The 25,482-nt window shown below is 35.5% G+C and carries 24 protein-coding genes; 2 read left to right on the forward strand and 22 right to left on the reverse strand.

The genetic code is table 11. From position 1 onward, the window contains the following. Positions 1-105 precede the first annotated feature (105 nt). From glyS to rpsU, 17 genes are all read right to left on the reverse strand, one after another. Positions 106-2,172, reverse strand: coding sequence for a glycine--tRNA ligase subunit beta (gene glyS, locus NST77_RS12090; RefSeq protein ID WP_341123013.1), 2,067 nt, complete (start codon positions 2,170-2,172; stop codon positions 106-108). Beyond that, positions 2,165-3,055 (reverse strand): glycine--tRNA ligase subunit alpha, encoded by an 891-nt coding sequence (gene glyQ / locus NST77_RS12095; protein ID WP_047941289.1) that lies wholly within the window; start codon positions 3,053-3,055, stop codon positions 2,165-2,167. The genes glyS and glyQ overlap by 8 nt, the downstream gene beginning before the upstream one ends. A 378-nt stretch (positions 3,056-3,433) precedes the next feature. Further along, the gene (recO, locus tag NST77_RS12100; RefSeq protein ID WP_095322373.1) at positions 3,434-4,189 is read right to left on the reverse strand and encodes a DNA repair protein RecO; all 756 of its coding nucleotides are present in this window, start codon (positions 4,187-4,189) and stop codon (positions 3,434-3,436) included. A 33-nt stretch (positions 4,190-4,222) separates the two neighbouring features. After that, positions 4,223-4,366 (reverse strand): YqzL family protein, encoded by a 144-nt coding sequence (locus NST77_RS12105; RefSeq protein ID WP_082138270.1) that lies wholly within the window; start codon positions 4,364-4,366, stop codon positions 4,223-4,225. 229 nt (positions 4,367-4,595) lie between these two features. Then, positions 4,596-5,510 carry a GTPase Era gene (gene era, locus NST77_RS12110; RefSeq protein ID WP_217279781.1) on the reverse strand — a complete coding sequence of 305 codons (915 nt, stop codon included), beginning with the start codon at positions 5,508-5,510 and terminating at the stop codon, positions 4,596-4,598. Further along, positions 5,500-5,901 carry a cytidine deaminase gene (locus NST77_RS12115; protein WP_163188413.1) on the reverse strand — a complete coding sequence of 134 codons (402 nt, stop codon included), beginning with the start codon at positions 5,899-5,901 and terminating at the stop codon, positions 5,500-5,502. The genes era and NST77_RS12115 overlap by 11 nt, the downstream gene beginning before the upstream one ends. Positions 5,902-6,317: 416 nt before the next feature. Continuing rightward, on the reverse strand, positions 6,318-6,713 hold the full coding sequence (locus NST77_RS12120; protein WP_123257990.1) for a diacylglycerol kinase family protein: 396 nt from the start codon (positions 6,711-6,713) through the stop codon (positions 6,318-6,320). Beyond that, entirely contained in the window at positions 6,691-7,161 is a 471-nt protein-coding gene (ybeY, locus tag NST77_RS12125; protein ID WP_095333835.1) for an rRNA maturation RNase YbeY, read from the reverse strand. Before ybeY ends, NST77_RS12120 begins: the two co-directional genes overlap by 23 nt. A gap of 12 nt (positions 7,162-7,173) precedes the next feature. Then, complete coding sequence (locus tag NST77_RS12130) at positions 7,174-9,345, reverse strand: HD family phosphohydrolase (RefSeq protein ID WP_095333834.1); 2,172 nt, start codon at positions 9,343-9,345, stop codon at positions 7,174-7,176. Positions 9,346-9,659: 314 nt separating this feature from the next. Further along, on the reverse strand, positions 9,660-10,625 hold the full coding sequence (locus NST77_RS12135; protein ID WP_095333832.1) for a PhoH family protein: 966 nt from the start codon (positions 10,623-10,625) through the stop codon (positions 9,660-9,662). After that, positions 10,622-11,815 (reverse strand): sporulation protein YqfD, encoded by a 1,194-nt coding sequence (gene yqfD / locus NST77_RS12140; protein ID WP_095333830.1) that lies wholly within the window; start codon positions 11,813-11,815, stop codon positions 10,622-10,624. Before yqfD ends, NST77_RS12135 begins: the two co-directional genes overlap by 4 nt. A 14-nt stretch (positions 11,816-11,829) precedes the next feature. Further along, complete coding sequence (gene yqfC / locus NST77_RS12145) at positions 11,830-12,114, reverse strand: sporulation protein YqfC (RefSeq protein ID WP_016202973.1); 285 nt, start codon at positions 12,112-12,114, stop codon at positions 11,830-11,832. Between the two features lie 233 nt (positions 12,115-12,347). Then, positions 12,348-12,794, reverse strand: a complete 447-nt coding sequence (locus tag NST77_RS12150) for a hypothetical protein (protein WP_095333828.1) — start codon at positions 12,792-12,794, stop codon at positions 12,348-12,350. Positions 12,795-12,819: 25 nt separating this feature from the next. Next, complete coding sequence (floA, locus tag NST77_RS12155; RefSeq protein WP_095333826.1) at positions 12,820-13,818, reverse strand: flotillin-like protein FloA; 999 nt, start codon at positions 13,816-13,818, stop codon at positions 12,820-12,822. Beyond that, positions 13,818-15,158: an NfeD family protein gene (locus tag NST77_RS12160; protein WP_341123014.1), complete on the reverse strand. Its 1,341-nt coding sequence runs from the start codon at positions 15,156-15,158 to the stop codon at positions 13,818-13,820. The genes floA and NST77_RS12160 overlap by 1 nt, the downstream gene beginning before the upstream one ends. 293 nt (positions 15,159-15,451) lie before the next feature. Beyond that, complete coding sequence (locus tag NST77_RS12165) at positions 15,452-15,895, reverse strand: GatB/YqeY domain-containing protein (RefSeq protein ID WP_095333823.1); 444 nt, start codon at positions 15,893-15,895, stop codon at positions 15,452-15,454. Positions 15,896-15,912: 17 nt separating this feature from the next. Continuing rightward, positions 15,913-16,086, reverse strand: coding sequence for a 30S ribosomal protein S21 (gene rpsU / locus NST77_RS12170; RefSeq protein WP_003152957.1), 174 nt, complete (start codon positions 16,084-16,086; stop codon positions 15,913-15,915). 327 nt (positions 16,087-16,413) lie between these two features. On the opposite strand from rpsU, the gene NST77_RS12175 reads away from it, so the two are divergent. Further along, positions 16,414-17,331, forward strand: coding sequence for a Na/Pi symporter (locus NST77_RS12175; RefSeq protein ID WP_095333822.1), 918 nt, complete (start codon positions 16,414-16,416; stop codon positions 17,329-17,331). Between the two features lie 335 nt (positions 17,332-17,666). Here the strand turns inward: NST77_RS12175 and NST77_RS12180 are convergent, their stop codons facing one another. Both NST77_RS12180 and NST77_RS12185 read right to left on the reverse strand, forming a co-directional pair. After that, entirely contained in the window at positions 17,667-19,448 is a 1,782-nt protein-coding gene (locus NST77_RS12180; protein WP_095334235.1) for an ABC transporter ATP-binding protein, read from the reverse strand. Then, positions 19,438-21,198, reverse strand: coding sequence for an ABC transporter ATP-binding protein (locus NST77_RS12185; protein ID WP_095334237.1), 1,761 nt, complete (start codon positions 21,196-21,198; stop codon positions 19,438-19,440). Before NST77_RS12185 ends, NST77_RS12180 begins: the two co-directional genes overlap by 11 nt. Positions 21,199-21,674: 476 nt before the next feature. Between NST77_RS12185 and NST77_RS12190 the strand changes: the two genes are divergently transcribed. Next, on the forward strand, positions 21,675-22,460 hold the full coding sequence (locus NST77_RS12190; RefSeq protein ID WP_095334239.1) for an AraC family transcriptional regulator: 786 nt from the start codon (positions 21,675-21,677) through the stop codon (positions 22,458-22,460). A gap of 79 nt (positions 22,461-22,539) precedes the next feature. Here NST77_RS12190 and deoC read toward each other — a convergent pair whose 3' ends face one another. The 3 genes from deoC to NST77_RS12205 form a co-directional block, all read right to left on the reverse strand. Next, complete coding sequence (gene deoC / locus NST77_RS12195; protein WP_217279777.1) at positions 22,540-23,205, reverse strand: deoxyribose-phosphate aldolase; 666 nt, start codon at positions 23,203-23,205, stop codon at positions 22,540-22,542. A 133-nt stretch (positions 23,206-23,338) separates the two neighbouring features. Then, positions 23,339-24,691: a tRNA (N(6)-L-threonylcarbamoyladenosine(37)-C(2))-methylthiotransferase MtaB gene (gene mtaB / locus NST77_RS12200; RefSeq protein WP_095334243.1), complete on the reverse strand. Its 1,353-nt coding sequence runs from the start codon at positions 24,689-24,691 to the stop codon at positions 23,339-23,341. Between the two features lie 5 nt (positions 24,692-24,696). After that, a complete protein-coding gene (locus NST77_RS12205) occupies positions 24,697-25,440 on the reverse strand; it encodes a 16S rRNA (uracil(1498)-N(3))-methyltransferase (RefSeq protein WP_172859671.1) in 744 nt (247 codons plus the stop codon). Positions 25,441-25,482 lie beyond the last annotated feature (42 nt).

Raw genomic sequence — 25,482 nt, forward strand, 5'->3', positions numbered from 1 at the left:
CAACCATATTTAACATTCAAGTACATATTCATTATGCCTAATCATAACAAAAGGAAACTAGGTAGGGGAATCCCCTGCCTAGCTTTTTGTTAAACTATCTAGTTACTACTTCACAATTATTTCATTTACACTTGCGAAACCTTTAATATAAGAAGCCATTTCCGCCATTAAATTTAGACGATTTTCTTTAATTTTCTCATTATCAGCCATTACCATAGTATGGTCAAAATATGCGGAGATTGTTTCTTGTAAAGAGAATAATAACTCAAAATACTCTTTTTCTTCCACTTTGGTATTAATTTTTTCTTTAACTGCTGTAAAACGATTATATAGATCACTTTCATATTCATTTTCAAACAAACTAGGATCAACCGCTGAAACGGTTACTGCCTTATTGGAAATATTGATAATTCGACTTAAAGCTTCTATGCCTTCCTTGAAATTAGCATCATCTTTGTGTAGTTCTAGAACTTTTGCCTTTCTTAAAACACTTGCAGCCCCACCGATTTTTTCTGCTAAAACTGCATCAATCATATCATAGCGGATGCCTTGTTCTTGTAAAATATACTTCACTCGTAATTTGAAGAATGACAGCACTGAATCAACTAATTCTTGCCCGGAAACTTTTGACGTATTCTCTATTGCCTGTATCGACAGTTCAACCAATTGCTCAATCGAAATATTCCAGTTTTTATCTATTAGGGTCTGGACAATTCCAGTTGCCTGTCTTCTTAATGCGTAAGGATCTTGTGAACCAGTTGGTACTAATCCAATACTAAAGAATGAAACAATTGTATCCAGTTTTTCTGCTAATGCAAGTACTGCCCCCACATTACTTGGTGCTGTTTCGTCATCTGCATGACGCGGCATATAATGCTCATTAATAGCGTTCGCTACTGATGCTTTTTCTCCCTTTTGAAGGGCATAACGTTCTCCCATTAATCCTTGCAGCTCAGGGAATTCGTAAACCATATTTGTTACAAGATCAAACTTAGCAATTTGCGCAGCTCTATCGACATCCTGTTTTTCTTCAGAAGTTAACTGTAATTCGTCGGCTAACTTAGAAGCAAGTAAACGAACACGAGCTACTTTTTCTGCTAAAGTACCAATTTCTTCATGATATACGATTGCTTCTAGTTTTTTTAGAAGGTCGTCTATCGCTAACTTTTGATCTTCTTTGTAGAAGAACGCAGCATCAGCAAGTCTAGCTCTTAATACTTTCTCATTTCCCCTTGCAACTTTGTCAAGATGTTGATGATCCCCGTTCCGAACAGTTACAAAATAAGGTAACAACTTTCCTTCCTTCGACTTAACTGGGAAATAGCGTTGATGTTCTTTCATGCTCGTAATTAATACTTCTGTCGGTAACTCTAAATAAGACTCATCAAAAGTCCCATATAAGGCAGTTGGATATTCAACTAAATTAGTAACTTCCTCTAACAAATCTTCATCAATTGGAATGATCCAATTGTTTTCTTCTTCTAATTTATTTATTTGTGAAACGATAGCTTCTTTTCTTTCCGCTGCATTAACCATCACATATTGAGCCAACATTTTCTTCTCATAATCTGAAGAGCTTTGAAAGACGATTTCTCCACCTAAAAAGCGATGACCACGTGACTGATTAGACGTTTCTACATTAGTAATAGAGAATGGAATAACCTCTTCTCCAAATAAGGCAATAAGCCATTTAATTGGACGAATATATCGTAATTCATTATTGGCCCAACGCATATTTTTCGGGAATGTTAAACTTAGAATCAACTCTTTTAATTTTGATAATAGTTCACTTGTCTGTTTCCCTTTAATAAATTTTTTAACATGAGCGTATTCCACACCATTTATCTCTTTAAAATAGATGTCTTCTACCGCTAAGCCTTGCCCTCTGGTGAATCCCGCAGCTGCTTTAGACCATTCACCAGCTTCGTTTAATGCAATACGTTTTGCAGGACCTTTTGCCTCTTCTTCCATGTCATGCTGTGATTCATCTAAGCCAGTAACAAGAAGTGCCAATCTACGCGGGGAAGAAAAAGCCTGAACAGAAGCATAACCCAATTGTTTCTCCGCAAGCCAAGCCTCCATTTTCTCTTTTAGTGATTGTATACTAGCAGAGATAAAACGTGCTGGCATTTCTTCTAAACCGATTTCCAATAATAAGTCTCTTTTATTCATGACTTTTTCCCTCCTTACTTTTTAAAATCGGGAATCCTAATTTTTCTCTTTCTTCGTAGAAAGTTTTTGCCACTTTACGTGCTAAATTTCTGCATCTTCCAATATACCCAGTTCTTTCTGTAACAGAAATAGCACCTTTAGCATCCAATAGGTTGAAAACGTGAGAGCATTTTAATACATAATCATAGGCAGGGTGTACTAGCCCTTCGTCCATTTGTCTATGCGCCTCTTTTTCATAGATTGAGAATAGATTAAACAGCATATCAGTGTCAGACGTTTCAAATGTATATTTACTATGTTCAAATTCTGGTTGATAAAAAATATCTTTGATTGTGAACCCATCTGTCCACTCTAAATCAAAAACATTTTCTTTATCTTGAATATAGGAAGCCAATCGCTCAATTCCATATGTTATTTCAACCGATACTGGCTTACATTCAATACCGCCAACTTGTTGAAAATACGTAAATTGAGTAATTTCCATTCCATCAAGCCATACTTCCCATCCAAGACCTGCGCAGCCTAGAGAAGGATTTTCCCAGTTATCCTCTACAAAGCGAATATCATGCTCTAACGGATTAATCCCTAGTGCTCTTAGAGAATCTAGATATAATTCTTGAATATTGTCAGGAGACGGCTTCATAATTACTTGAAATTGATGATGTTGATATAAGCGGTTTGGATTTTCTCCATATCGTCCATCTGCCGGTCTTCTTGATGGCTCTACATATGCAACATTCCACGGTTCAGGACCAATCGCTCTTAAAAAAGTGTATGGACTCATCGTCCCTGCACCTTTTTCTACATCATATGCCTGCATTAGGATACAACCATAGTCAGACCAATGTTTTTGCAATGTTAAAATCATGTTTTGAATATTCATTGCTTTCCTACACCTCCGAATTTATAAAACGTATATTCAGCATAGATTTATGTAGAGTTTGTTCTCGTAAAGAACACAAAAAACTCTCGTCCCTATGCCAAATATCTCTTGACATAGGGACGAGAGTTAACCCGCGGTTCCACCCTATTTGCTGTATAACTACAGCCGCTTTCATACGCAGTTGCTCCAAGAACGCCTTCCTTAACGCTCATGAACTTGGCTTCCACTATCCCAAGCTCGCTTTTCATGAGGTGAATTAAGTACTACTTTCTTTTCAATGCAACACTCTTATTTACATGAATAATAACGAAAAAAATATTAGTTGTCAACCTTGCTTCGATTTCTTCTTGATGAAGATCACTCTTCATTCAATTACTTTTATGTAAAGGAATCCCCTAAATTTTTCATTGATTGAATAAATTTTTTAGATTTCAAATACAATCCAGAATACTCTTCATAATAAGCATCAATAATCATACTCAGCTCTTTCTTAGTGGAATCTTTTACGGAGATACTTCCTAGACGGGAAATATCCATATAATAAAAAACCCGGAGCAGCTTTACTGTAGCCTGTGAGATTTTATAATGATAAGGGTCCTTTTCCAGGCATTGATGACAGATTAATCCACCTTCTCTGATAGAAAAAGAAAAGTGGCCCTCTGTAGCTCCGCAAAAAACACAGCGATCTAATACTGGATATAATCCTAAGCTGTTTAACATTTTTAGTTCATAGATATTTACTAATATTTCCGGATCATATTCTTCATTCATGTAATTCAACGTTTGATATAATAATTCAAAATGATAAGGATTGGGCTTTTTTTCATCTGTACATTTATCTGTAAGCTCTACTATATAGCTAGCATATGCAGTAAGAAAAATGTCTTCTTTTAATGAGCGCATACTCGATATTATGTCCCCTTGCTGTAAAAGCCCTAATCCACTACTTCGCTGGACGAGAAAATATCCATAGACAAAAGGCTGGGTTACAGCAGAAAGCCTGCTGTTAGGCTTTTTTGCACCTCTAGCCATTACCCCAACCTTTCCCCATTCTCTTGTATACAAAGTTACTATTTTATTGGATTCACCGTAATCGATGGATCTAATTACAATCCCTTCACACTTTTCCAGCATCACCATTCACCATCCCTTACTATAAGGACAGTACTATGAAATGGGATAATCGAGTTCCGCTAGTTCCTCTTCTTGCATTCCTGGTATTTCATGATTATGCTTTTCTAATTCTTTAAAGAGTAGATAAGTATCAATGTTACCTGTTTGGGAAAAAACTTTCCAGGTAAAGTCTAACATGTAAAACCCCACCTTTCGATTTTTAACTAGCTGTTTACAACCTTAATCTTATCATAGCCTGTCTTTATAAAATCATGAGACGAAAATATTGCTAATTGATTGCATGTATAATTTTCAAATAACCGAATGCCTTCTTGTTTAATACGTTTTCCTATTGCTGAAATAAAGGAGACAACAGGATTTCCTTCTTTTTCTTATGGCAGCCTTTATAGCTGTTCCGTTCTAATTATTAATATTCGTCTTCTCTAAACCCAAAATCACGCAATTGTGTCATTTTATTGCGCCAATCTTTTTGTACTTTCACCCATAATTCCAAATAGACTTTATTTCCAAGAAGATTTTCAATATCCGTTCTTGCTCTTTTTCCGATTTCTTTCAGCATACTACCTTGTTTACCGATAATTATCCCTTTTTGAGAATCTCGTTCAACGATAATAGTGGCCATTACGTTAATAACATCGTTTGATTTTCTCTCCATCTTCTCAATTACTACTGCGAGGGAGTGAGGAATTTCCTCTCTTGTTAGGTGCAGTGCTTTTTCCCTTATTAACTCAGAAACAATAAAGCGTTCAGGATGGTCTGTCACTTGATCAGCTGGATAAAATTGCGGTCCTTCTGGTAAATACTTTTTGATTTGTGTTAATAATGTTTCGACATTATTTCCTTCTAGAGCAGAGATTGGAACAATTTCTTTAAACGGATACTTCTCTTTATATGATTCAATAATGGCAAATAATTGATCTGGGTGAATCGTATCAATTTTATTAATCACTAAAAATATTGGTGTTTTTACAGACTGAAATTTCTCAAGAATGAATTCTTCCCCTTTACCAAAGCCTTCTTCAGCGTTAACCATAAAAAGGATTAGATCCACTTCTTTCAGTGTGTTCTGCGCTACCTTCATCATAAAATCGCCAAGTCTATGTTTCGGTTTATGAATTCCAGGTGTATCAATGAAAATAAGCTGTGCATCATCTGTTGTAAGTACACCTTGAACTTTATTTCTTGTAGTCTGTGGCTTATCGCTCATAATCGCAATCTTTTGCCCTATTACACGGTTCAAAAATGTTGATTTTCCAACATTAGGTCTTCCTATAATGGAGATAAATCCTGATTTGTGTTCTGTTTGATTATTAATGTTCATTTAAATCCTCCGGTGAAAATGCTCCTGGCAATAACTCTGCCACAGTTAATGTTTGTACGTCGCCTTTTAAATTCGTTAATATTACTTCCATGTCTTTTGGACAAAGTTCAGAAATCACTTGTCTGCAAGCACCACATGGAGAAATTGGTCCCTCTGTATCTGCCACAACAATAAGCTTCTTGAAAGTAGTATCACCTTCTGAGACAGCTTTAAACAATGCCGTTCGTTCTGCACAATTCGTCATACTGTACGCTGCGTTTTCAATGTTACACCCGCGATAAACGACACCCTTTTCCGAAAGCAGAGCTGCTCCTACCTTAAATTTTGAATAAGGTACATACGCTTTCTCACGTGCAAGCTTTGCTTCTTCCATTAGAAGTTCCTTTTTCATACAAATCCCTCTTTTCTTAAAGCAGCTTTTCATGCTATTTCAAGTCCACTTTTGGCTATATCACAAGCCGAAAAGGTTCTTACTTAGCCAAATACTTTCCCCTTTAGCGCTAAGATTTATTTTAAAATAACTTTTCATTTTAGTGAGTATCTCTTTTTAGTAAGCCCTATTCTCGCCTTACCCATTATTTTAAAGAATAAATGGAACGTTTTCAAACTTCAGTAACACTTAATCTTATGTAAAATGTACTGTCTTAAAATTATATACTAATTTGGAAGCACAATAAAGAGAAAGAAGTAGGGAGTGATTAATGAACGTATAAAACCCCCAAAATAAAAAACTACCTTTTAAAAATTAAATCTTAAACAAATAATTATTTGTCTAAAATTTAATTTTTATCAGATAGCTTTTATTCTCTAACCTGTTATAGCGCTCCATATTTTCGGGATAAAGATGATTCCGCCAATCACAATCGAAAGAATTGCTGCGATAAAAACAGCACCAGCAGCTATGTCCTTTGCCTCTTTTGCCAATGGATGATATTCACTAGTAACAAGATCCACCACACGTTCTATTGCCGTATTTATCAGTTCTAGGCTAATTACTAATCCAATACAAAACGCAATAAACATCCATTCCTGTTTGGACAAATCATTTAAAAGGCCCAATATAATAACAAGAATGGTAATAACCAAATGAATCTTTACATTTCTTTCTTGTTTAATAGCAGTTAATATTCCCAATATCGCTAAACGGAAGGAGGATAATTGACTGTTCTTTCGAATTCTATTATCTTTGTAATCCGAACTCATCTAAAATATCCTTTTGAAGAGTAAACATCACTTTTTCATCTTCTTCTGTCATATGGTCATATCCTAGTAAGTGCAAGAAGCCATGAACAGATAAAAACCCAAGTTCTCTCATATAAGAATGACCATAATCATTAGCCTGTTCCTCCGCTTTATCGATAGAAATGACAATATCTCCTAACATTCTAGGAAGTCCCTCTCCAACCAATTCCATTTCGCCTTCTCCTAATTCCTCCAGCGCAAAAGAAATAACATCTGTCGGTTGATCCTTTTCTCTATATTCTTTATTTATTTGTTGAATTTGTTCATTATGAACGAAGGTAATGGAAAGCTCAATTTCTCCTTGGAGATTTAGTTTTTCGGCTGCAAATTGTAAGACTTCCTCGATTTTCGCAATTTCACTTTCCTTCACCTTTTCGGTTTCATCAATAAAATCAATTTCTAAATTCATATTCGACTTCCTTTACTTTTTCATTTCTGGATATTCGATTCGCGAATGAAAAATCCCTTTTAACGTTTCACTTAATGTATTTCGAACAATATCTAATTCCTTTAATGTTAAATCACATTCATCCAATTGTCCATCTTGCAAACGGTCAGAAATAATATTCTTAATTAATGAGTCAATTTGCTCGGTGGTTGGTGCATTTAAACTTCTTACAGCAGCTTCTACACTATCCGCAATTCCTATAATTGCTACCTCACGCGTTTGAGCTTTTGGGCCTGGATAACGGTAATCACTTTCTTTTACCTCTCCCCCTTTTTCCTTTGCCTTAAAATAAAAATATTTTAAGAGAGAGGTTCCATGATGCTGTTCGGCAATATCGACGATTTCCTTCGGTAATTTATATTTTCTTAATAACTCAGCTCCATCTGTTGCATGGGCAATAATGATATTTTTACTAGCCTGTGGGGGAATACGGTCGTGTGGATTTCCCATATTCATTTGATTTTCAATAAAAAAATGTGGCCTTTTTGTTTTCCCGATATCATGATAATAACAACCAACTCTTGCCAATAATCCATTGGCGCCAATCGCTTCACATGCTGATTCCGCTAAATTGGCAACCATTACACTATGATGATACGTACCAGGTGCCTCTGTTAAGATTTTACGTAATAATGGATGGTTAGGATTGGAGAGCTCAATTAACTTAATGGTAGAAAGCACCCCAAACCCGGTTTCAAGGAAAGGTAAGAAACCGATTGTTAAAACAGCTGAACTTATTCCGGAAATAACGGCCAGTAAAAGGAATACACCGTATTCTTTTGCACCATAATGTCCGTTTTGCAAATATAAAATCGCTAATATCGTAACAATATTTATGAAAGAAATAAAGAATCCTGCATAAAGAATATTGGTCCGCTGATTTCTTTTATTTAAAAATAAAATACTGGCTAAACCACTAGTAATAATATATATACCCATTCCTACATTAAAAGTTCCAGCAACACCTTCATTAAACATAATCATTCCACAAACCGCAAGCATAATCGTTACTAATAAAGCAGATTTTTCTTCCATTAATATCTTAATTAACATAACCGCCATAGCAGCTGGAAATATATAGCCAATCTCTGTGTATTCAAACTGTTGGAAGGCGCTTATTGTTTTCATTAATACAATCGTTACACTAATTATAAGAAAGAACATTAAATAGAACTGGATATTATTCTCCTTCTCCTTCGATGTTCTTTTAAGTGTATAAAAATAAAGTGCCGCTAGCATCGCCAGGATGATTAAACCTAAACCGATAAATGGCTGAATGGAATTATCGCTGTCTAATAATCCAACAAGTTCAAGCTGTCTATGTATCTCTCTACTTATCAGTTGGCCTTCTTCCACAAGAACTTGGCCTTGAAGTACTCTTATCGGTTCCACACCATCAACAGCTTGCTGACGCATCTCTTCTGTTGCAGTAGGATCGTAAAATTCATTTTGAATGATTGCAAATCTACCTAAATCGATACTTGCACTCTTTAAATCAGATGTTAAACCATCGTTTACCTTTAAGATATCCTCCACTCTTTTTTTAGCATTTTCCACCTCATCTGAAGGAATCTTACCATTCATTACTGTATGTATAGCTGTAACCGTAATATCTTTTGCGATTTCTAACTGATCTTCCGAATAAGGAATAAGAGATTTTAAAGAGCGGTCCATAATTTCATTCGTTACTTCATTTGTCAGCTTACCTTTTAGTAATTCAAGCTTCTCATCAACGGACGGCTCTTTTATTGATTCTTTATTCTTCTCTTCCTCTTCTGCTTTCTTTCTTTTTTCTTCCAGTTGTTTCTCAACGTCATTATTTACCTCTGTTACAGAATCAAATATAGAAGATATTAAATCCACACGATTCTGGGCAATTTCTTTATTAACCACATAGACATCCTGTACTTGATTTTTTGCTTCTTCCTTCTTTTTCTCTGTACTTTCTTTATCTTCCACCGTTATGGGCGACCTAATAGTTTGATCCGCTACAGAAAATAACTGTACATTTAATTTTTCCGGCTTTACGTTTCCATAGAGTGTAAAGAATAAAATGACACCAAGTAAAACAAAGAGAATTATTTTAAAAAAGGTAATATTCATTAGTTTTATTAAGTTATTACGCATTCTCTGCCAAACGTTCATATTTACCTCCTATTTCAAAAAATAGGTTCACTTGCTTATTCTATCATCTTAAACCTATTTTTTAATCCTTAACCTATCTAGATGTAAATTCTCCTTCTAAAAGCTGATTCAAACACTTATTACTTTCCTCAATAGATAAGTAAAACCACTATTAATTAAAAAGAAAAAAATCTGATGATATGTAAAATGATAACAGTTTTTTCGATCGTTTTCATCCTTTTTCGAATATTTCATGTATCTTGAATGTATCCAATATAGAAAGAAGGACAATATCGTAAGTTTGAATAAACTTACGATATTGTCCTTCTTTTCTTTTACATAACTTGCTTTCCATATGCATGAATAATTTTTCCGACTAATGGATGTCTCACTACATCGCTTTCTTCTAAATGAACAAAACCAATCCCATTTACATTTTGCAGAATTTGTTCTGCAACTACTAAACCTGATTTAACGCCCTTTGGCAGATCTATTTGTGTTTTATCACCTGTAATTACCATTTTGGATCCAAAACCAAGTCTTGTTAAAAACATTTTCATTTGTGCATGGGTTGTATTCTGTGCTTCATCTAATATAACAAAAGCATCATCCAATGTTCTCCCGCGCATATAGGCAAGTGGAGCTACTTCAATTGTATTCCTTTCAATCAAACGAGCAGTATGCTCCATACCAAGCACATCATGCAATGCATCATATAACGGTCGTAAATAAGGATCTACTTTTTCTTTTAAATCTCCTGGCAAAAAACCTAAACTTTCCCCCGCTTCCACTGCAGGTCTTGTTAAAATAATTCTATTTACTTTCCCGCTCTTTAAAGCATTTACCGCCATCACAACGGCTAAATACGTCTTACCTGTTCCTGCGGGACCAATCCCAAAAACTAGATCATTTCTTCTAATCGTGCGTATATACTCGCTTTGGCCGATCGTTTTTACTCTAATTGATTTTCCTTTAATCGTTTTCGCTATTTCTTCATCGTATAGTGACCCAAAATATTCAAGCGTTCCTTTCTTTGCCAAAGAGATCGCATACACCACATCTCGTTGACTGATGGAAACACCCTTTCGGATTACTTGTAAAAGTTTATCAACAATATCCCCAACGAGCTCTATTGAATCAGGATTCTCAGAAGAAACAAGCAGCGTTTCTCCTCTCGTTACGATGTTACAATCTAATTCTTTTTCAAGCACTTGCAGATTGCTATCTCCATTACCAAGTAAAGCAATTGCTTCGTTTGGATCTTTCAACTTTACATTCATCGTTTTTAAATCTTCTGTCATTCTGTATCTCCTTGAGTTAGAGGTTGTGCTTTCGCAATGTTTTCTATTGTTGTAAAAGCTATATTTAATTTAACTTTACCATTCTTTATATCTTGTTGTAAAATTTTTTCCTCCTTAATTTTCCCATCTTCACCAATTCGTTTCATAATATCCTTTCTAGCATCCTCCTTCCCTTTCTCGATAGCTTCCTTCTCACTATATCCTCTTGTTACAATCTCTTTTTCCCGATATGTTTTATTTACAATCTTAATTGGTAATTCCCATTTAAAAAACTTAACGTTTGACTCATTCTCCTCTTCCTCATATTCCTTATACTCTATTTTGCCAAACCCCCATACAGGAATACTCCACTTACCAAGCTTCATATAAATTTTTTGCTTTTCCGCTCCATTAAATACTTGGAAAGTAGTTTTCAAAGGAACAGTCACTTCTGTCGTATACCACACTTCTCCCCATACTTTCCCTTTAGCAGATACGCTTTTCGCATGATCTTCATTCCCTATTTTGCCTGCAACTAACAATTGTCCTTTTCTCACAACCTCATTGATGGCATATCGTTTTGTACCAGATTCCACAAAATCTGTTACAATTGTCGCTTTCTTCGTCGCTATTAAATTTTGCGGACCAGCTTCTTTCTTTTTCTTCGGCTCGTTTTTTTCAACCACCTGAAAATGATAAGTTGTCCCTTTTAACTCCACACCAATCCATGTAATTGCATCAATATTATTCGTTAATTCCGCTTGGATTTCATCTAATTCCTTTGCAAAAAACTGTGATTTACCAATTTTTATGTCCATCTTATCCAGCTGCTTACGAATTTGATATTCAGTCGCCGGATTCGCTCCCTTGATTTCTATTCCCCAGACCATATTGGATAAAGTAAGAACTAGTCCTAAAAAAAGGAATAACCCGAGCACAAAACCGCTGTTTTTCCACATTCTTTTATATAGAAACGGAGCTCCAGCTCGGCGCTGAAACTCTATTTTTATACCGCTCCCTCTAACTAAATGACGAAGAGAATGGATATTCTTTAGACTAATCTGAAAGGTTACAGCTTGCGGTCCGTGCTTCTTTACGTTCCAAACAGACATACCATTTTTTAATAACTTATTTAAAAACCTTTCTAAACCTTTTCCTGTTGCTTTCACTGTAATAATCCCTGTTAAATATTCTATCCAATGATTTTTCATAATTTCCTCCCAAATCATTCATTTATGTATAAAACTTGATCTATTTTCCCTTCTAATAATATTTCTTCTGGTAAAATTGTCTTTATAACAAACCCTTTTCCTTTAATCAACAGCTGCCCTTGTTTTAAAAGCAATCGCAATTCTTTATCTGAAAAGGTTATTAACCCTCGGTGGTTCTCTACATAAATATGTATTTGTCCGATCATTGTGATTCTAGGTAAGTCCATCATGACATCTTGAGGAAGTTCTAAATTTTTTATCATCCAGTTCCGCAAGTTGTGTCCCCATTTTTTAGCCATAAAAAAAGAACCCCCTTTCCTCTCTTTTATGAGATTCTCTGGATAGACAGTACGCTTTCTTACACTTACTATCATCATATTCACGGAGTCCTACATTATGCTAAGAAAAACTTTTACATCGCGCATTCGCGGACATTTTCTTCAAATTATCCTTTTATACAAAAAAAGAGCTATTATCTAGCAAGTCAATTCTCCAAAGAGAAATAACGCTCGATAATAACTCTCTATTGTTTTTATTTTCTATTTGTTACTCTGTGTTGCATTGAAGCTCGATGTGGATTTCTTGAACGAGGCGATGCTAATACTTCCGAAAATACTACTGCCTGAACAATATTATCCTTTGTAAATAAGCCTTCAGACTCTTTAGGAAATTGGTTCTTATTTAAAGTTGGTCCTGAAACGACTCTATTTCGTTGTTTTTCCATCATTTTAATCTTCTTTTGTAAACTTGCATTTTCCCTTTGCAGCCTTTCCAGCTCAGAAAGCGGCTTTTCCTCCTGAACCACTTTTTTGGGCCTTACAGGGGCAGTCATGACTTGTCGTTCTCTCTCCACTTCTGCATTTACTTGTTTTGGCACCTGTGGTCTCTTTGGTTTGGGCACCTGCTTTTTTTTACTATTATCAAAAACAGAAGAGAAGAGAAAAACTACAACCGCAATTATAATTGGAAGGATTTCCAAATCTTTTCCCTCCCTTTCTTAAAGTTTACTCATCATCTTTATTTTTCTGGTCATCTGTTAATTTACCGATAGAGCCTCTCATTTCTGTATCAGCCGTGATATTTTGTAAATTCATATAGTCCATTACTCCCATATTCCCTGAACGCAACGCATCAGACATAGCCATAGGAACTTCCGCTTCTGCTTCGACAACTTTCGCACGCATTTCTTGAACTTTTGCTTTCATCTCTTGTTCTTGGGCAACAGCCATCGCTCTACGCTCTTCTGCTTTTGCTTGAGCAATTTTCTTATCTGCTTCTGCTTGCTCTGTTTGTAATTCAGCGCCAATGTTTTTACCGATATCTACATCTGCAATATCAATCGATAGAATTTCAAAAGCTGTACCAGCATCCAACCCTTTAGATAAAACGGTTTGAGAAATCATATCTGGATTTTCTAATACTTTTTTATGATTATCAGAAGAACCAATTGTCGAAACAATACCTTCCCCAACTCTGGCTACAATCGTTTCTTCACCAGCTCCACCTACTAGTCTTTCAATATTAGCACGAACAGTAATTCTTGCTTTCGCTTTTACTTCAATACCGTCCATTGCAACACCAGCGATAAAAGGTGTTTCAATTACCTTTGGATTAACACTCATTTGTACGGCTTCTAATACATCACGCCCTGCTAAATCAATTGCAGCACATCTTTCAAATGTTAGCTCAATATTAGCACGATGGGCAGCAATCAAAGCATTTACGACCCTATCAACATTACCACCGGCAAGATAATGACTTTCTAATTGGTTGATTGTTACATTTAATCCCGCTTTATGGGCTTTAATCAACGGATTTACAACGCGACTTGGTATAACCCTTCTTAAACGCATCCCTACTAATGTAAAAATGCTAATTCTCACTCCGGCAGCTAAAGCAGAAATCCAGAGCATTACTGGCACAAACGTTAATAGCACCCCTAATAAAATAATTGCCAATACTACAACAATAATCCAAAATATTTCAAATCCGCCTACTAGCATTACTCATCCTCCTTTTGTATATCTATCGTTAGTATTTCCCTTACAACAATTCTTGAACCTTCTGCTTTTACTACTTTTACTTTCTTACCTTTATCAATAAAACTACCATCACTCACGACATCGATTCTTTCATCCTCAATAAGTATGACTCCGGCAGGACGTAAGGCAGTTAAGGTAACGCCTGTTTTCTCCACCAAATCATTGCGGTTCTGATTAGAAACATACCCACTTTCTGTATTGGTTGAGTCTGTTAATATGATTTTTTTAAAGAATTTCATTTTTCTACCAAACACCTTTACTAATAAGATAGATGCTATAATCGAAACTCCTATTGCGATTGCAAGGCTTATCCCTATGACCGCAATATCTCCACTTGCAAGAAACATGCTTGCAATGACAGCAACAATCCCTATTGCTCCAGCTATTCCACCGACGACAAAGAATTCCAGTATAATTAAAAGGATTCCAATCACAAAGAGAATGAGACTTTCGTATCCTGCAAGTCCTGCAACTAAATGACCATAGAAAAAGAGCAATAAAGCAGATATTCCCGCTATTCCCGGCAGTCCAAATCCAGGTGAATATAATTCGATGATTAACCCGAGACTCCCAATTGATAATAAAATAGGAATGATAATAGGATTTGTTACAAACCTTGCCATTTTCTCTGCAAAGCTTTCATCAACTTTTTCTATCTTTGCATTCTGTAACCCTAAATGATTTAGCACATCATCTAAACTATTTACTGTACCATTGGAATAATTTATCTCTTTTGCTTCAAATGAAGTTAAAGTTAAAAACTTGCCAGCTTCCTTCATACCTGGAATAGAAATAGATTTATCTGCCATCGCCATTGCATAAAGTGGATCTCTCCCTGTTTTTTCTGCTGCCCCTTTCATGGCAGAGATCCAGTAAGATTGAGCTTTTTCCTCTGCTGCATTCCCTTGTCCGTCTATCACGCCAGAGGATCCTATTCTTCCTCCCTCCACCATGTAGATCTCATCGGTATTTAATGCAATATAGGAACCAGCGGAAATGGCATCTTGGTTAATAAAAGTAACCGTTTTTATGTCGGTTTCTGCAATTCTCTTTCCTATTTCAATAGCAGCCGACACATCTCCGCCAGGTGTATGCATATCAAAGACTATCGCACTAGCCTGATTTTCTTCTGCTTCGGTAATTGCCCGATCTATAAACTGACTTAACCCTTTTTCAACCGTATCCTTTATTGGCACTACATATACTTTTTCTTCATTATTAGCGTAAATGATACTAGGAATGAAGGATAGAAAAAAAATAAAAAGAAGAGGAATCATCCATATTTTCTTTTGTCTTCTCAAATTCTCCCTCCTTTCCTAAATGGTAATAGAAAAATGTTATGGCTATGTATACGTTTAACTAAATAAAAAGTTTCATTTTTTAAAAATTTTATTTAGTTAATGATTTTTATCGTTAAATCGAGAAAAACAAAGGATAAGATATGGCCCTACCGAAGGAAAGCAACAGAGTTACTTTTTTAATAAAATCATCTATTTTTATTATATGTTATATTAGAAATAGATAAAACAAAAAATCTATTAACTATGTAAAAAGGCTGCAGATATAATCCGCAGCCTTTAAAACATAAACTTATTTATGAAAGGTGTTGTTGTACAAGTTTATTTACTAGTGAACCGTCTGCTTTTCCTTTAACTTTAGGCATTAAAGCAGCCATCACTTTTCCCATTTCTTTCTTTGAAGAAGCTCCAGTATCAACGATTGCTTGTTTCACAATCTCTGCTAACTCCTCTTCTGAAAGTTGTTCTGGCATATATATTTCAACATGTTTTAACTCCGCACGTATTTTGTCAACAAGATCTTCACGACCTGCTTTCTCAAACTCATGGAGGGAGTCTTTGCGTTGTTTTACTTCGCGAGAAAGGACAGATAACTCGTCTTCTTCAGAAAGATCTCTACCAAGCTTAATACTTTCATTCTGAATGGCAGCCTTAATCATTCGAATTACAACTAGTTTATCTTTTTCTTTGTTTTTCATCGCTTGCTTCATATCATTATTTAAGCGTTCGAGAAGACTCAATTTTGCTACACCCTCTCTTAGAACTTACGTTTTCTTGCTGCTTCTGATTTTTTCTTACGTTTCACACTTGGTTTCTCGTAGAATTCGCGCTTTCTAGCTTCCTGCAAAGTACCAGTTTTTGATACTGAACGTTTGAAGCGACGAAGAGCATCTTCAAGCGATTCGTTTTTACGAACGACGGTTTTAGACATTCTCTTTCCCTCCCTCCGAACACAACACACTAACATCAACATGGTTTCCATGTACCTTGACATTATAATATATCAAAGTTACAAGGTCAACTGTATTTGACCTAGTTAGACAAATTGTTTTAAAAAAACGTAAAAAAAAGGTGTTTTATATAAGGAATTAGCCTTTTTCTCCCTCCAATCCCTTCTCTTTTTGTATTTTTCCCTCTATCCATTTTTTTAAACACTCTGTCCTCTAGTATAAGTGCCAGGTTTGTCCTTATTAATTAGTTAAAAATGACATGTCCGCCTTCTTTATTTCATATAGTTCTGATAAGGAGGAAGTCTAGAATGATTTATCTTATACTTTTTATTATACTTATTCTTTTATTTATTTATGGGATGACCCTTTTACGGACAGGTTTATTTAATTTATCTTCTCAATCACTAAAAAACTCGCTCGAAAAATTGACAGATAAGCCATGGAAGGGGTTACTTGTTTCTATTATTATTACAGCACTTCTTCAAAGCAGCGCTGCCGTTATGGTTTTAACGATTGGACTAATTTCAGCACGAGTCTTAACCTTTCCTCAATCTATCGGGATTATTTTAGGAACAAATATCGGCACCACATTCACAACTGAATTTATTACTTTTAACATGAATAATTATCTGCTGCCACTTGCCATCCTAGGTGTGCTCTTGATTATCATTAACAAATATCAATTAAGAAGTATCGGCTTCATTTTATTCGGTATTTCCATTGTCTTTACAACCATGCGAGGCTTTAAATATTTCGCTGGAATGATGGAACATCATCCTGCATTAAATTCCTTTTTCCTTTCATTAGCAGACCGTCCTTTCATCGCCCTTATAGTTGGCATTATTATAACTGCCCTAATCCAATCAAGTACAGCGACAATTGGGATTATAATGGGCTTTTTATCAGCAGGATTGCTTCCAATTGAAATTGCTATAGCCATTATGTTGGGGTCTAATATTGGTTCCTGTATAACTTCTTTTTTAGCCTCAATAGGCACAGAAAAAAGTGCAAAACTCTGTGCTTATGCCCATATTTGGTTAAATATTGGAGGGGTCATTTTGTTTTATCCATTTATCAATGATTTAGCTGCTATTGTCAAAAATATGACAGCAGAAATGGATGTTCAATTAGCTCATGCAAGCCTATTATTTAATGTTCTGTCCTCGCTCCTAGTTCTACCCTTTGCCGAGCGCTTTGGCAAATTGATTATGCGATTACACAGCTGATGGATTATAGTGAAATGCTAAAAAGAGAGTGGGACATAAGTATTTCAACTAAATCTAACCCCGAACAATTATACGTACACATTAAAAAAAATTCGTATAATTGTTTGTCTTTTTTATTATTTTAAGAAAGAAGGTATGTGGTAATCACCCGCAGCCTGAATACACTTCGCTTTCCATGGGGCGAGCGCCAAACCTCCTCGTTGCCGAGGAGGCTTAGGTTGCTCCCCGCGGAAAGGGAGTGTCTGTAACGCAATGGAACGAATTGGATTCACCACTAAATTAGAGATTGTTCGTCTTTATCCATTATTTATTTTGCTTTGTCCCTCCCTCCTTTTTTACATAACCTTCAATAAATCATATTGTGATTGATATAAATGATAATATAATCCTTTTTGTGCCATTAACTCATCATGGGTGCCTTTTTCTGCAACTCTCCCACCATCCACATAAAATATTTGACTACTATTTTTAATTGTTGATAGACGGTGGGCAATAATGAAGGATGTCCTTCCTTTTAACAATTCAGTAATTCCTTCCTGGAGAAGTTCTTCCGTCTTTGTATCAATGCTGCTGGTTGCTTCATCTAATATCAATATTTTGGGATTTGCTAAGAGAGCTCTTGCGAAAGATATTAACTGTCTTTGCCCCGCTGATAAAGTACTACCTCTTTCTTCTACCACAGTATGGTATCCATCCTTTAAATCTTTTATAAAGTCATGTGCTCTAACAATTTTAGCTGCGGTAATCACTTCTTCTTCTGTTGCATCTAGCTTTCCATAGCGAATATTATCTAGAACAGTTCCAGAAAATACAAAGGTATCTTGAAGCATCACACCCATTTGCGACCGTAAAGATTTTAATGTTACATCTCTTACATCAACCCCATCAATTTTGACACTGCCTTCATTTACATCATAAAACCTACTTAACAAATTTATAATAGTAGATTTACCTGCACCTGTGGGGCCGACTAATGCGATACTCTGACCTGCATTTATATGAAAACTGACATCACTAAGTATGTTTTTCCCTTCTTCATAACGGAAGGTAACTCGTTCAAAGGTGACATTCCCTTTAATCGCTGGCATTGGGATTGCTTTTGGCTGATCCTTAATATCTGGTTCAACATCCAGAGTTTCAAAAATACGTTCCAAATAAGCAGAAGCAGTGATAAGCGCATTATAGAAGTTCCCCATATTAATAACTGGGTTCCAGAAATTATTGACATAGCCAATAAACGCTACAAGTGTACCTGTACTAACATCTACCCCAATTTGCCGTATTCCTACGAAGTAAATTAAGCTTGTTGTTAAAACAGAGATATTTTGAACACCTGGCCATAGAAGAAACTGGATTGAAACTGCCTTAAGCCAGGATGTTCGCGTTTCATTGCTTACTTCATCAAAAATTTCAAAATTCTCTTCTTCCCTTGCAAAGGATTGCGTAATTTTTATGCCGGCAATACTTTCATGAATATAGGCATTCATATTGGACTGTTTATTGCTTAACACTTGATACGCTTTTCTCTGCATATTTTTGATTACCCATACTAAGACTCCTAAAATCGGCAGCAGTGCTAAACTATATAGTGTTAGTTTTGCGTCAATGGCAAACATAAACATTAACGTTATAATGACACTGATGATATCAGAGATCAGGTTTATCAGCCCATTACTTAATAGATCACTTAATGTATTAATATAATTAACGACTCTGATTAAGATTTTCCCATGAGGGCGATTATCAAAATAGGAAAAGGGCAGCTTCTGTAAGTGCTGAAAAATATCTAAACGCATATCCTTTAGAATATTTTGACCAATCTGCGTAATCCATTGAATGCGATACCGCATACATATACCAATTACAAATAGAGAAAGAACAAATAAAATACTAATCCCGATTAATAATGGAATATTTTTATCTGGGATAATTTCATCAATTGCTATTTTTGTAAAAAACGGACCGAGCATTCCTGCCACGTTGGCTGTTAAGATGATTAGCAATGTAATAAACAATGCCTTCTTATAAGGTTTAATATAAGCACCAATTCGTTTATAGTGACTCCAGTTAAATTCGGTCTCTAATTCTTCGTCGACATTAAACTTATTACGGGCCAATGGCTGCTCCTCCTTCTTCCTGCTCTACTAATCCTAATTGTCTTCTATACACATCGTAATACATCCCTTTTTTCGCCACAAGCTCTGTATGTGTCCCTTGTTCTTTCACTTCCCCTTTGTCAAGAACTAAAATAAAGTCCGCATCCCTTACAGATGAAATACGGTGTGCAATAATGAAGGTTGTTTTATCTTGTGTCAATTGATTTAATTCCTTTTGGATTTTACTTTCTGTTTCCATATCTACAGCAGATGTTGTATCATCTAATATCAAGATAGATGGATCCTTCGCTAACGCTCTTGCTAAGGAGATTCTTTGCTTTTGACCACCAGATAATCCCACCCCGCGCTCGCCTACGATTGTATCGTACCCTTCCGGCATTTTAACGATAAAGTTATGGGCATCGGCAATCGCAGCCACACGCTGTATTTGCTCCATGTTTAAATATGGTTTTCCAAAGGAAATATTTTCTTCAATTGTATTTGAAAATAAAAAAATGTCTTGCATAACCATCGAAATTTGATCACGAAGCTTCCTCACTGGCCATTCTTTTGCATTTATTTGATCAATTAATACTTCTCCTTCTGTTGGATCATAGAATCTTGCAATTAAATTAACAAGCGTTGATTTACCAGATCCGGTTTCCCCTAAAATCCCAACAGTTTGCCCCGGTCGGACGGTAAAGGAAACATTTTTTAAGATAGGGGTTTCAGGGTCGTCGGAAAACGCAAAAGAGACATCTTTAAATGTTACATATCCAGCAATTTGCTTGCCTTTCTTTTTGTCTTCTACCATAATTTGTGGTTCCGTTATTAATAAATTTCTAATTTTTACACAAGATGCATTAAATCGCTGTACATCATTTATCAACCATCCACTCATGCGCATTGGCATATTTAAAAGCCACATAAATCCGTTAAATGCAACCAAGTCACCTATGGACATATTCCCCTGTATAACAAATAAGCCACCTAATAATAAAGTAATGACAGCTAATACTCCGGCAAATCCGTCCAGCCATGGCAAATACTTTTTAGAAACATTAGCAGAATCAAGATTACGTTTTCGATAGTCATCATTAAAATGATTAAATTTTTCGATTTCATACTCTTCCCGAGAAAATGCCTTAACTACTCGGTTGCCGCTAATATTTTCTTCCACCATGGAATTTAGTCTGGAAAAACTTTCACGGATTTCTAGAAACACTGGATGAGCTGCTTTGGACATTTTTTGTGTAAAAATAAAGATAAACGGTGTAACAGCAAGTAATGCTAACGTTAATTTCCAGTCGATGTTCATCATTACGATAATGGCAACGACAAACCAGATAACACATTCAGCAATATTATAGCAGACCCATGAAACAAAATGGCGTATAGCGTCCATATCACCAGTCATTCTCGCCATAATATCACCTACTCTATTATGATTAAAAAAGTCAAAATCAAGCTCTTGAAGCTTTTTATACATATCTTGCCTAATATCAAACTGTGCGTCTTGACCAACATATTCATATAACATTTGATAGATGTAACGAGTAACAGTTCTGATCAGTGTCGCTCCTATCATTGCTAGTAAAATAGGTACTAAGAGTTGGACTTGATTATTCTCAATGACTTCATCAATTAATCTTCCGCTTAAAATAGGAATAATCACTACAAAGAAAGAATTTGCTAATAAAATCAAGGATGCAACAATTACTTTTTTCTTATTCTTCTTTACGTAACTCCAAATCCATTGGTAATTATTCAATAGGAATCTACACGCTTTCTTTTTTTAATTTGTTTACTTCCAAAATAATATTTCAAAAGATAGCTAAATATACTTATAAATAAATTTTCCGAAGAGGAGATTTTTCCTTCTCCTTAACTATGGGTAATCGCCTTTAATAGGCTTGGTAAAATTTTTTCACTATGTAAAATCAATAATATCTCTTAAAACATGTAAAGGTGTGTATACAAAATTTATAATCATTTTTACTTTCTCTCCCATCCTCGGCGCTGTTCTCCAATTATTACAAACAGGCAGCAAATGACTTAATCATAATCCTCCTTTTTAGCCATGAATAAACGCAATAAATGGGAACGTTACCATTTTATAATGTTATGCGATAAGAAATGAGAAAACCTTTTCTTATCACAGATTAATTTTAGTCACGAAGGTTTGACGTAACTAGTACTTAAATTGTATAATTATGGACAAAATTTGACTTGAAAGGAGTACATTGAATGTTATACTATCAATCAAATTATTTTGGACAAAATGGAGATTTTGATCGTATATCAGCATTCAATCCTACCAACCTGCCTCATTTTCACCGCAGCTTGGAGCTGGTGATGGTTGATAAAGGCACACTGGAGCTTACCATACAAGATAAATCTTATACTCTCCACGAAGGAGAAAACGCTCTCATTCTTTCGAATCAAATACATAGTTTACAAAGCAATCAGAAAAACCACGCCTGGATTTATGTTTTTTCTCCAGAATTGGTTAATCAATTTTATCAGCTTAGTAAAAACAAAGATTTAATTCATCCAATATTTCAGTTACAGGCTGCCACAAGAGAGATGATAAAGGAGATATTCTCCAACAATAATAGTTCGATGTTTGCCAAAAAAGGGGTTCTGTACTTAATTTGTGCGGAATTGCTAAATCAAACATCTTTCAAAGAGGAAACAAGGAGAGATGATTATTTATTACATGATTTACTGAACTATATCCAAAATCATTTTACCGAGGAGCTTTCCTTAAAGGATTTATCACAAAAATTTGGATACGATTATTCCTACCTATCAAGATTTTTCACTAAAATACTGCATATACCATTTGTTGATTTTGTGAATGGGCATCGTGTAACCTTGGCCTCTCAATTATTAAAAACAACGGATAGTAAAATTACCGAAATTGCCGATATGGTTGGCTATCGAAACATTCGCAGCTTTAATCGAAACTTCGAAAAAATCATGAACACTACCCCAACTAATTATCGAAAAATTTATATGGAAAGTTATTAATGACACAGCAGCGATAGATTGACAAAAAAATCCTTAGAAAACAAATAATTGTTTTCTAAGGATTTTTTAAAAGGATATATTAATAATCACTATTGCTTGTCAAACCATTCACAATTGCAACTCCAGAGCTTGCTCCGATTCTAGTAGCCCCAGCAGCAATCATTTTCTCCGTGTCTTCACTGCTGCGTACACCTCCAGAAGCTTTCACACCTATATCTGGTCCAACTGTTTTTCTCATTAATGTTATGTCCTCAACTGTTGCTCCGCCTGTTGAAAATCCTGTTGATGTTTTTACAAAGTCAGCTCCTGCTTCTACTGCTAATTTACAAGCAATTTCTTTTTCCTCATTTGTTAGGAGACTAGTTTCAATAATCACTTTCGATAAGGCTTTACCTTTTGCCGCATCCACAACCGCTTTAATATCTTCTTTGACTAAATCAAAATTTTTATCCTTTAAAGCGCCAATATTAATAACCATATCTACTTCTGTTGCCCCATTTTTAATGGCATCTTCTGTTTCAAATGCTTTTGTTGCTGAAGTAGATGCTCCTAAAGGGAAACCGATCACTGTACATACCTTTACTTCTGTACCATTAAGCAATTCACTTGCAGCTTTAACCCATGTTGGATTTACGCAGACAGAAGCAAATTTGTATTGCTTAGCTTCTTCACAAAGAGTCACAATTTGTTCTTTCGTTGCATCAGCTTTTAATAAAGTGTGATCAATCATTTTTGCAATGTTCATTAAGATTCTCCTTTGGTATATGTACTAATTAAAGATATATGCCAAGCTCTTTGAACAAACAAAGAGCTTCCACATTTAATGTTATTAAAATTAATTTTATAAAACAAAAAGGAACAGTTGTAGCTAGCTTAACTTAAGAAACAATCGCAGCTTGATCTTCTACTTCCTCTAAAACCCGGACAAATTGTCCTTCATTTACAGGGTAGCCAGCTTTCGTTATTTTGACTTTCACAATTTTCCCAACCATTTCTTCTGTTGCTGGGAAAACTACTTTTAAATAGTTGTCTGTATATCCAACATAAAGCTTTCCATTGCCATCTTCTTTGTAGACTTCCTCTGGAATAACTTCCACTACCTCGCCTTCATAGTTAGACGCATATTCCTTTGCTAATTGATCAGAAAGCGAAATTAAACGATGGACTCGTTCGTTCTTTACATCTTCCTCAATTTGGTTATCCATTCGCGCAGCAGGAGTTCCTGTTCGTTTTGAATATGGAAACACATGCAATTCAGAGAATTTATGCTCTTTAATAAAATTATAAGTTTCCATAAACTCTTCTTCTGTCTCTCCTGGGAAACCAACGATTACATCAGAGGTAATGGCCAACCCTGGCAAGGCTTCTTTTAATCTTGTAATTCTTTCAGCAAAGAATTCCATCGTATATTTTCTTCTCATTCTTTTTAAAACAGTATCTGATCCAGATTGAATCGGGATGTGAAGATGATTTACTATTATTTTTGATTTATCTAAGACTTCAATCACTTCATCTGTTATTTGGCTTGCTTCGATAGAAGAAATACGAAGGCGTTTTAGTCCCTTCACCTGGGATTCTAAATCACGCAGTAAATTAGCTAAGTTATAATCCTTCATATCTGAGCCATATCCACCTGTATGAATTCCTGTTAATACAATTTCTTTATAGCCAGCATTCACTAATTGCTGCGCTTGCTTAATAACCTCTTGCGGGTCTCTTGAGCGCATCAATCCCCGTGCCCATGGAATAATACAGAATGTACAAAAATTATTGCATCCTTCTTGGATTTTTAAGGAAGCTCTTGTTCTATCCGTAAAAGCAGGTACATCCATTTCTTCGTACACACGATTTTTCATGATGTTTCCAACAGCATTTATTGGTTGTCTTTCTTCTTTATACTGCGTAATATACTCTAGCATTTTCACGCGATCCTGTGTACCAACTACAATATCAACTCCAGGAATAGCCATTATTTCTGCTGGAGAAGTTTGGGCATAACACCCTGTAACACAAATAACTGCATCAGGATTTTTACGAACTGCACGACGAATTACTTGGCGGCTCTTTTTATCCCCTGTATTTGTAACGGTACATGTATTAATAACATATACATCAGATATATTTTCATATTCTACACGTTCATAGCCTTGTTGTTTAAACAACTGCCAGATCGCTTCTGTTTCATAATGGTTTACTTTACATCCTAAAGTGTGAAAAGCAACTGTTGGCATTTTTATCACTCCATCAATTCAAAATGATAAGATACAGTAGACAATAGGTATAATGGGGCAGTCTCTGTTCTTAATATTCTTGGACCAAGTCCGCATGTCATAAAACCATGCTCTTTTAATAATGCTACTTCAGATTCAGTCAGGCCACCTTCTGGGCCGAATACAGCAAGGATAGATTGTCCTTTTGTCATCGATTGCAAGCTTTTCGTTAACACGGACGATTCGCCTTCTCTTGCCTCTTCTTCATAGGCTATTAATTTTACATTATAACCTTCTGAAAGTTTTATCAACTCTTTTATACTAATTGGAGAACTTACTTCTGGTATCATGGTTCGATGGGATTGTTCTGCTGCTTCTTTTGCAATTTTATTCCAGCGAACTAATTTTTTTTCACCCTTTTTCTCATCCCATTTAACGACAGAGCGAGCTGCGATAAAAGGGATAAACTTAAAAGCACCTAATTCTGTTCCTTTTTGGATAATCCATTCCAGCTTATCCCCTTTTGGCAGTCCGCTCACAATAGAAACAGAAACAGGTAATTCTATTTCTCCTTCTAACCATTGTACCACTTTTGCAATGACTTCGTTTTCGGAAATTTTTTCTATTCTGCACCGTGCTGCCTGCTGAAGACTGTTGACACAATATATTTCATCGTCAATATCCATTCGCATCACACGTACAATATGATGATAATCATCCTCTTGAATAAAAAATGTATCCTCTTCGTTTTTAGCAAAATAACGCTGCAATCGAATACCTACTTTCCTTTAAGCAATAGAGAAGGAAGAATC

The organism is Niallia sp. FSL W8-0177 (assembly GCF_038006285.1).
GTDB classification, from domain to species: domain Bacteria; phylum Bacillota; class Bacilli; order Bacillales; family Cytobacillaceae; genus Niallia; species Niallia circulans_A.

Bases quoted from the DNA above. Each gene is read 5' to 3' on its own strand.
- glyS (WP_341123013.1), bottom strand. From the start codon at position 2,172: ATGAATAAAAGAGACTTATTATTGGAAATCGGTTTAGAAGAAATGCCA.
- glyQ (WP_047941289.1), bottom strand. From the start codon at position 3,055: ATGAATATTCAAAACATGATTTTAACATTGCAAAAACATTGGTCTGAC.
- recO (WP_095322373.1), bottom strand. From the start codon at position 4,189: ATGCTGGAAAAGTGTGAAGGGATTGTAATTAGATCCATCGATTACGGT.
- NST77_RS12105 (WP_082138270.1), bottom strand. From the start codon at position 4,366: ATGTTAGACTTTACCTGGAAAGTTTTTTCCCAAACAGGTAACATTGAT.
- era (WP_217279781.1), bottom strand. From the start codon at position 5,510: ATGAACATTAATAATCAAACAGAACACAAATCAGGATTTATCTCCATT.
- NST77_RS12115 (WP_163188413.1), bottom strand. From the start codon at position 5,901: ATGAAAAAGGAACTTCTAATGGAAGAAGCAAAGCTTGCACGTGAGAAA.
- NST77_RS12120 (WP_123257990.1), bottom strand. From the start codon at position 6,713: ATGAGTTCGGATTACAAAGATAATAGAATTCGAAAGAACAGTCAATTA.
- ybeY (WP_095333835.1), bottom strand. From the start codon at position 7,161: ATGAATTTAGAAATTGATTTTATTGATGAAACCGAAAAGGTGAAGGAA.
- NST77_RS12130 (WP_095333834.1), bottom strand. From the start codon at position 9,345: ATGAACGTTTGGCAGAGAATGCGTAATAACTTAATAAAACTAATGAAT.
- NST77_RS12135 (WP_095333832.1), bottom strand. From the start codon at position 10,625: ATGACAGAAGATTTAAAAACGATGAATGTAAAGTTGAAAGATCCAAAC.
- yqfD (WP_095333830.1), bottom strand. From the start codon at position 11,815: ATGAAAAATCATTGGATAGAATATTTAACAGGGATTATTACAGTGAAA.
- yqfC (WP_016202973.1), bottom strand. From the start codon at position 12,114: ATGGCTAAAAAATGGGGACACAACTTGCGGAACTGGATGATAAAAAAT.
- floA (WP_095333826.1), bottom strand. From the start codon at position 13,818: ATGCTAGTAGGCGGATTTGAAATATTTTGGATTATTGTTGTAGTATTG.
- rpsU (WP_003152957.1), bottom strand. From the start codon at position 16,086: ATGTCTAAAACCGTCGTTCGTAAAAACGAATCGCTTGAAGATGCTCTT.
- NST77_RS12175 (WP_095333822.1), top strand. From the start codon at position 16,414: ATGATTTATCTTATACTTTTTATTATACTTATTCTTTTATTTATTTAT.
- NST77_RS12190 (WP_095334239.1), top strand. From the start codon at position 21,675: ATGTTATACTATCAATCAAATTATTTTGGACAAAATGGAGATTTTGAT.
- deoC (WP_217279777.1), bottom strand. From the start codon at position 23,205: ATGAACATTGCAAAAATGATTGATCACACTTTATTAAAAGCTGATGCA.
- mtaB (WP_095334243.1), bottom strand. From the start codon at position 24,691: ATGCCAACAGTTGCTTTTCACACTTTAGGATGTAAAGTAAACCATTAT.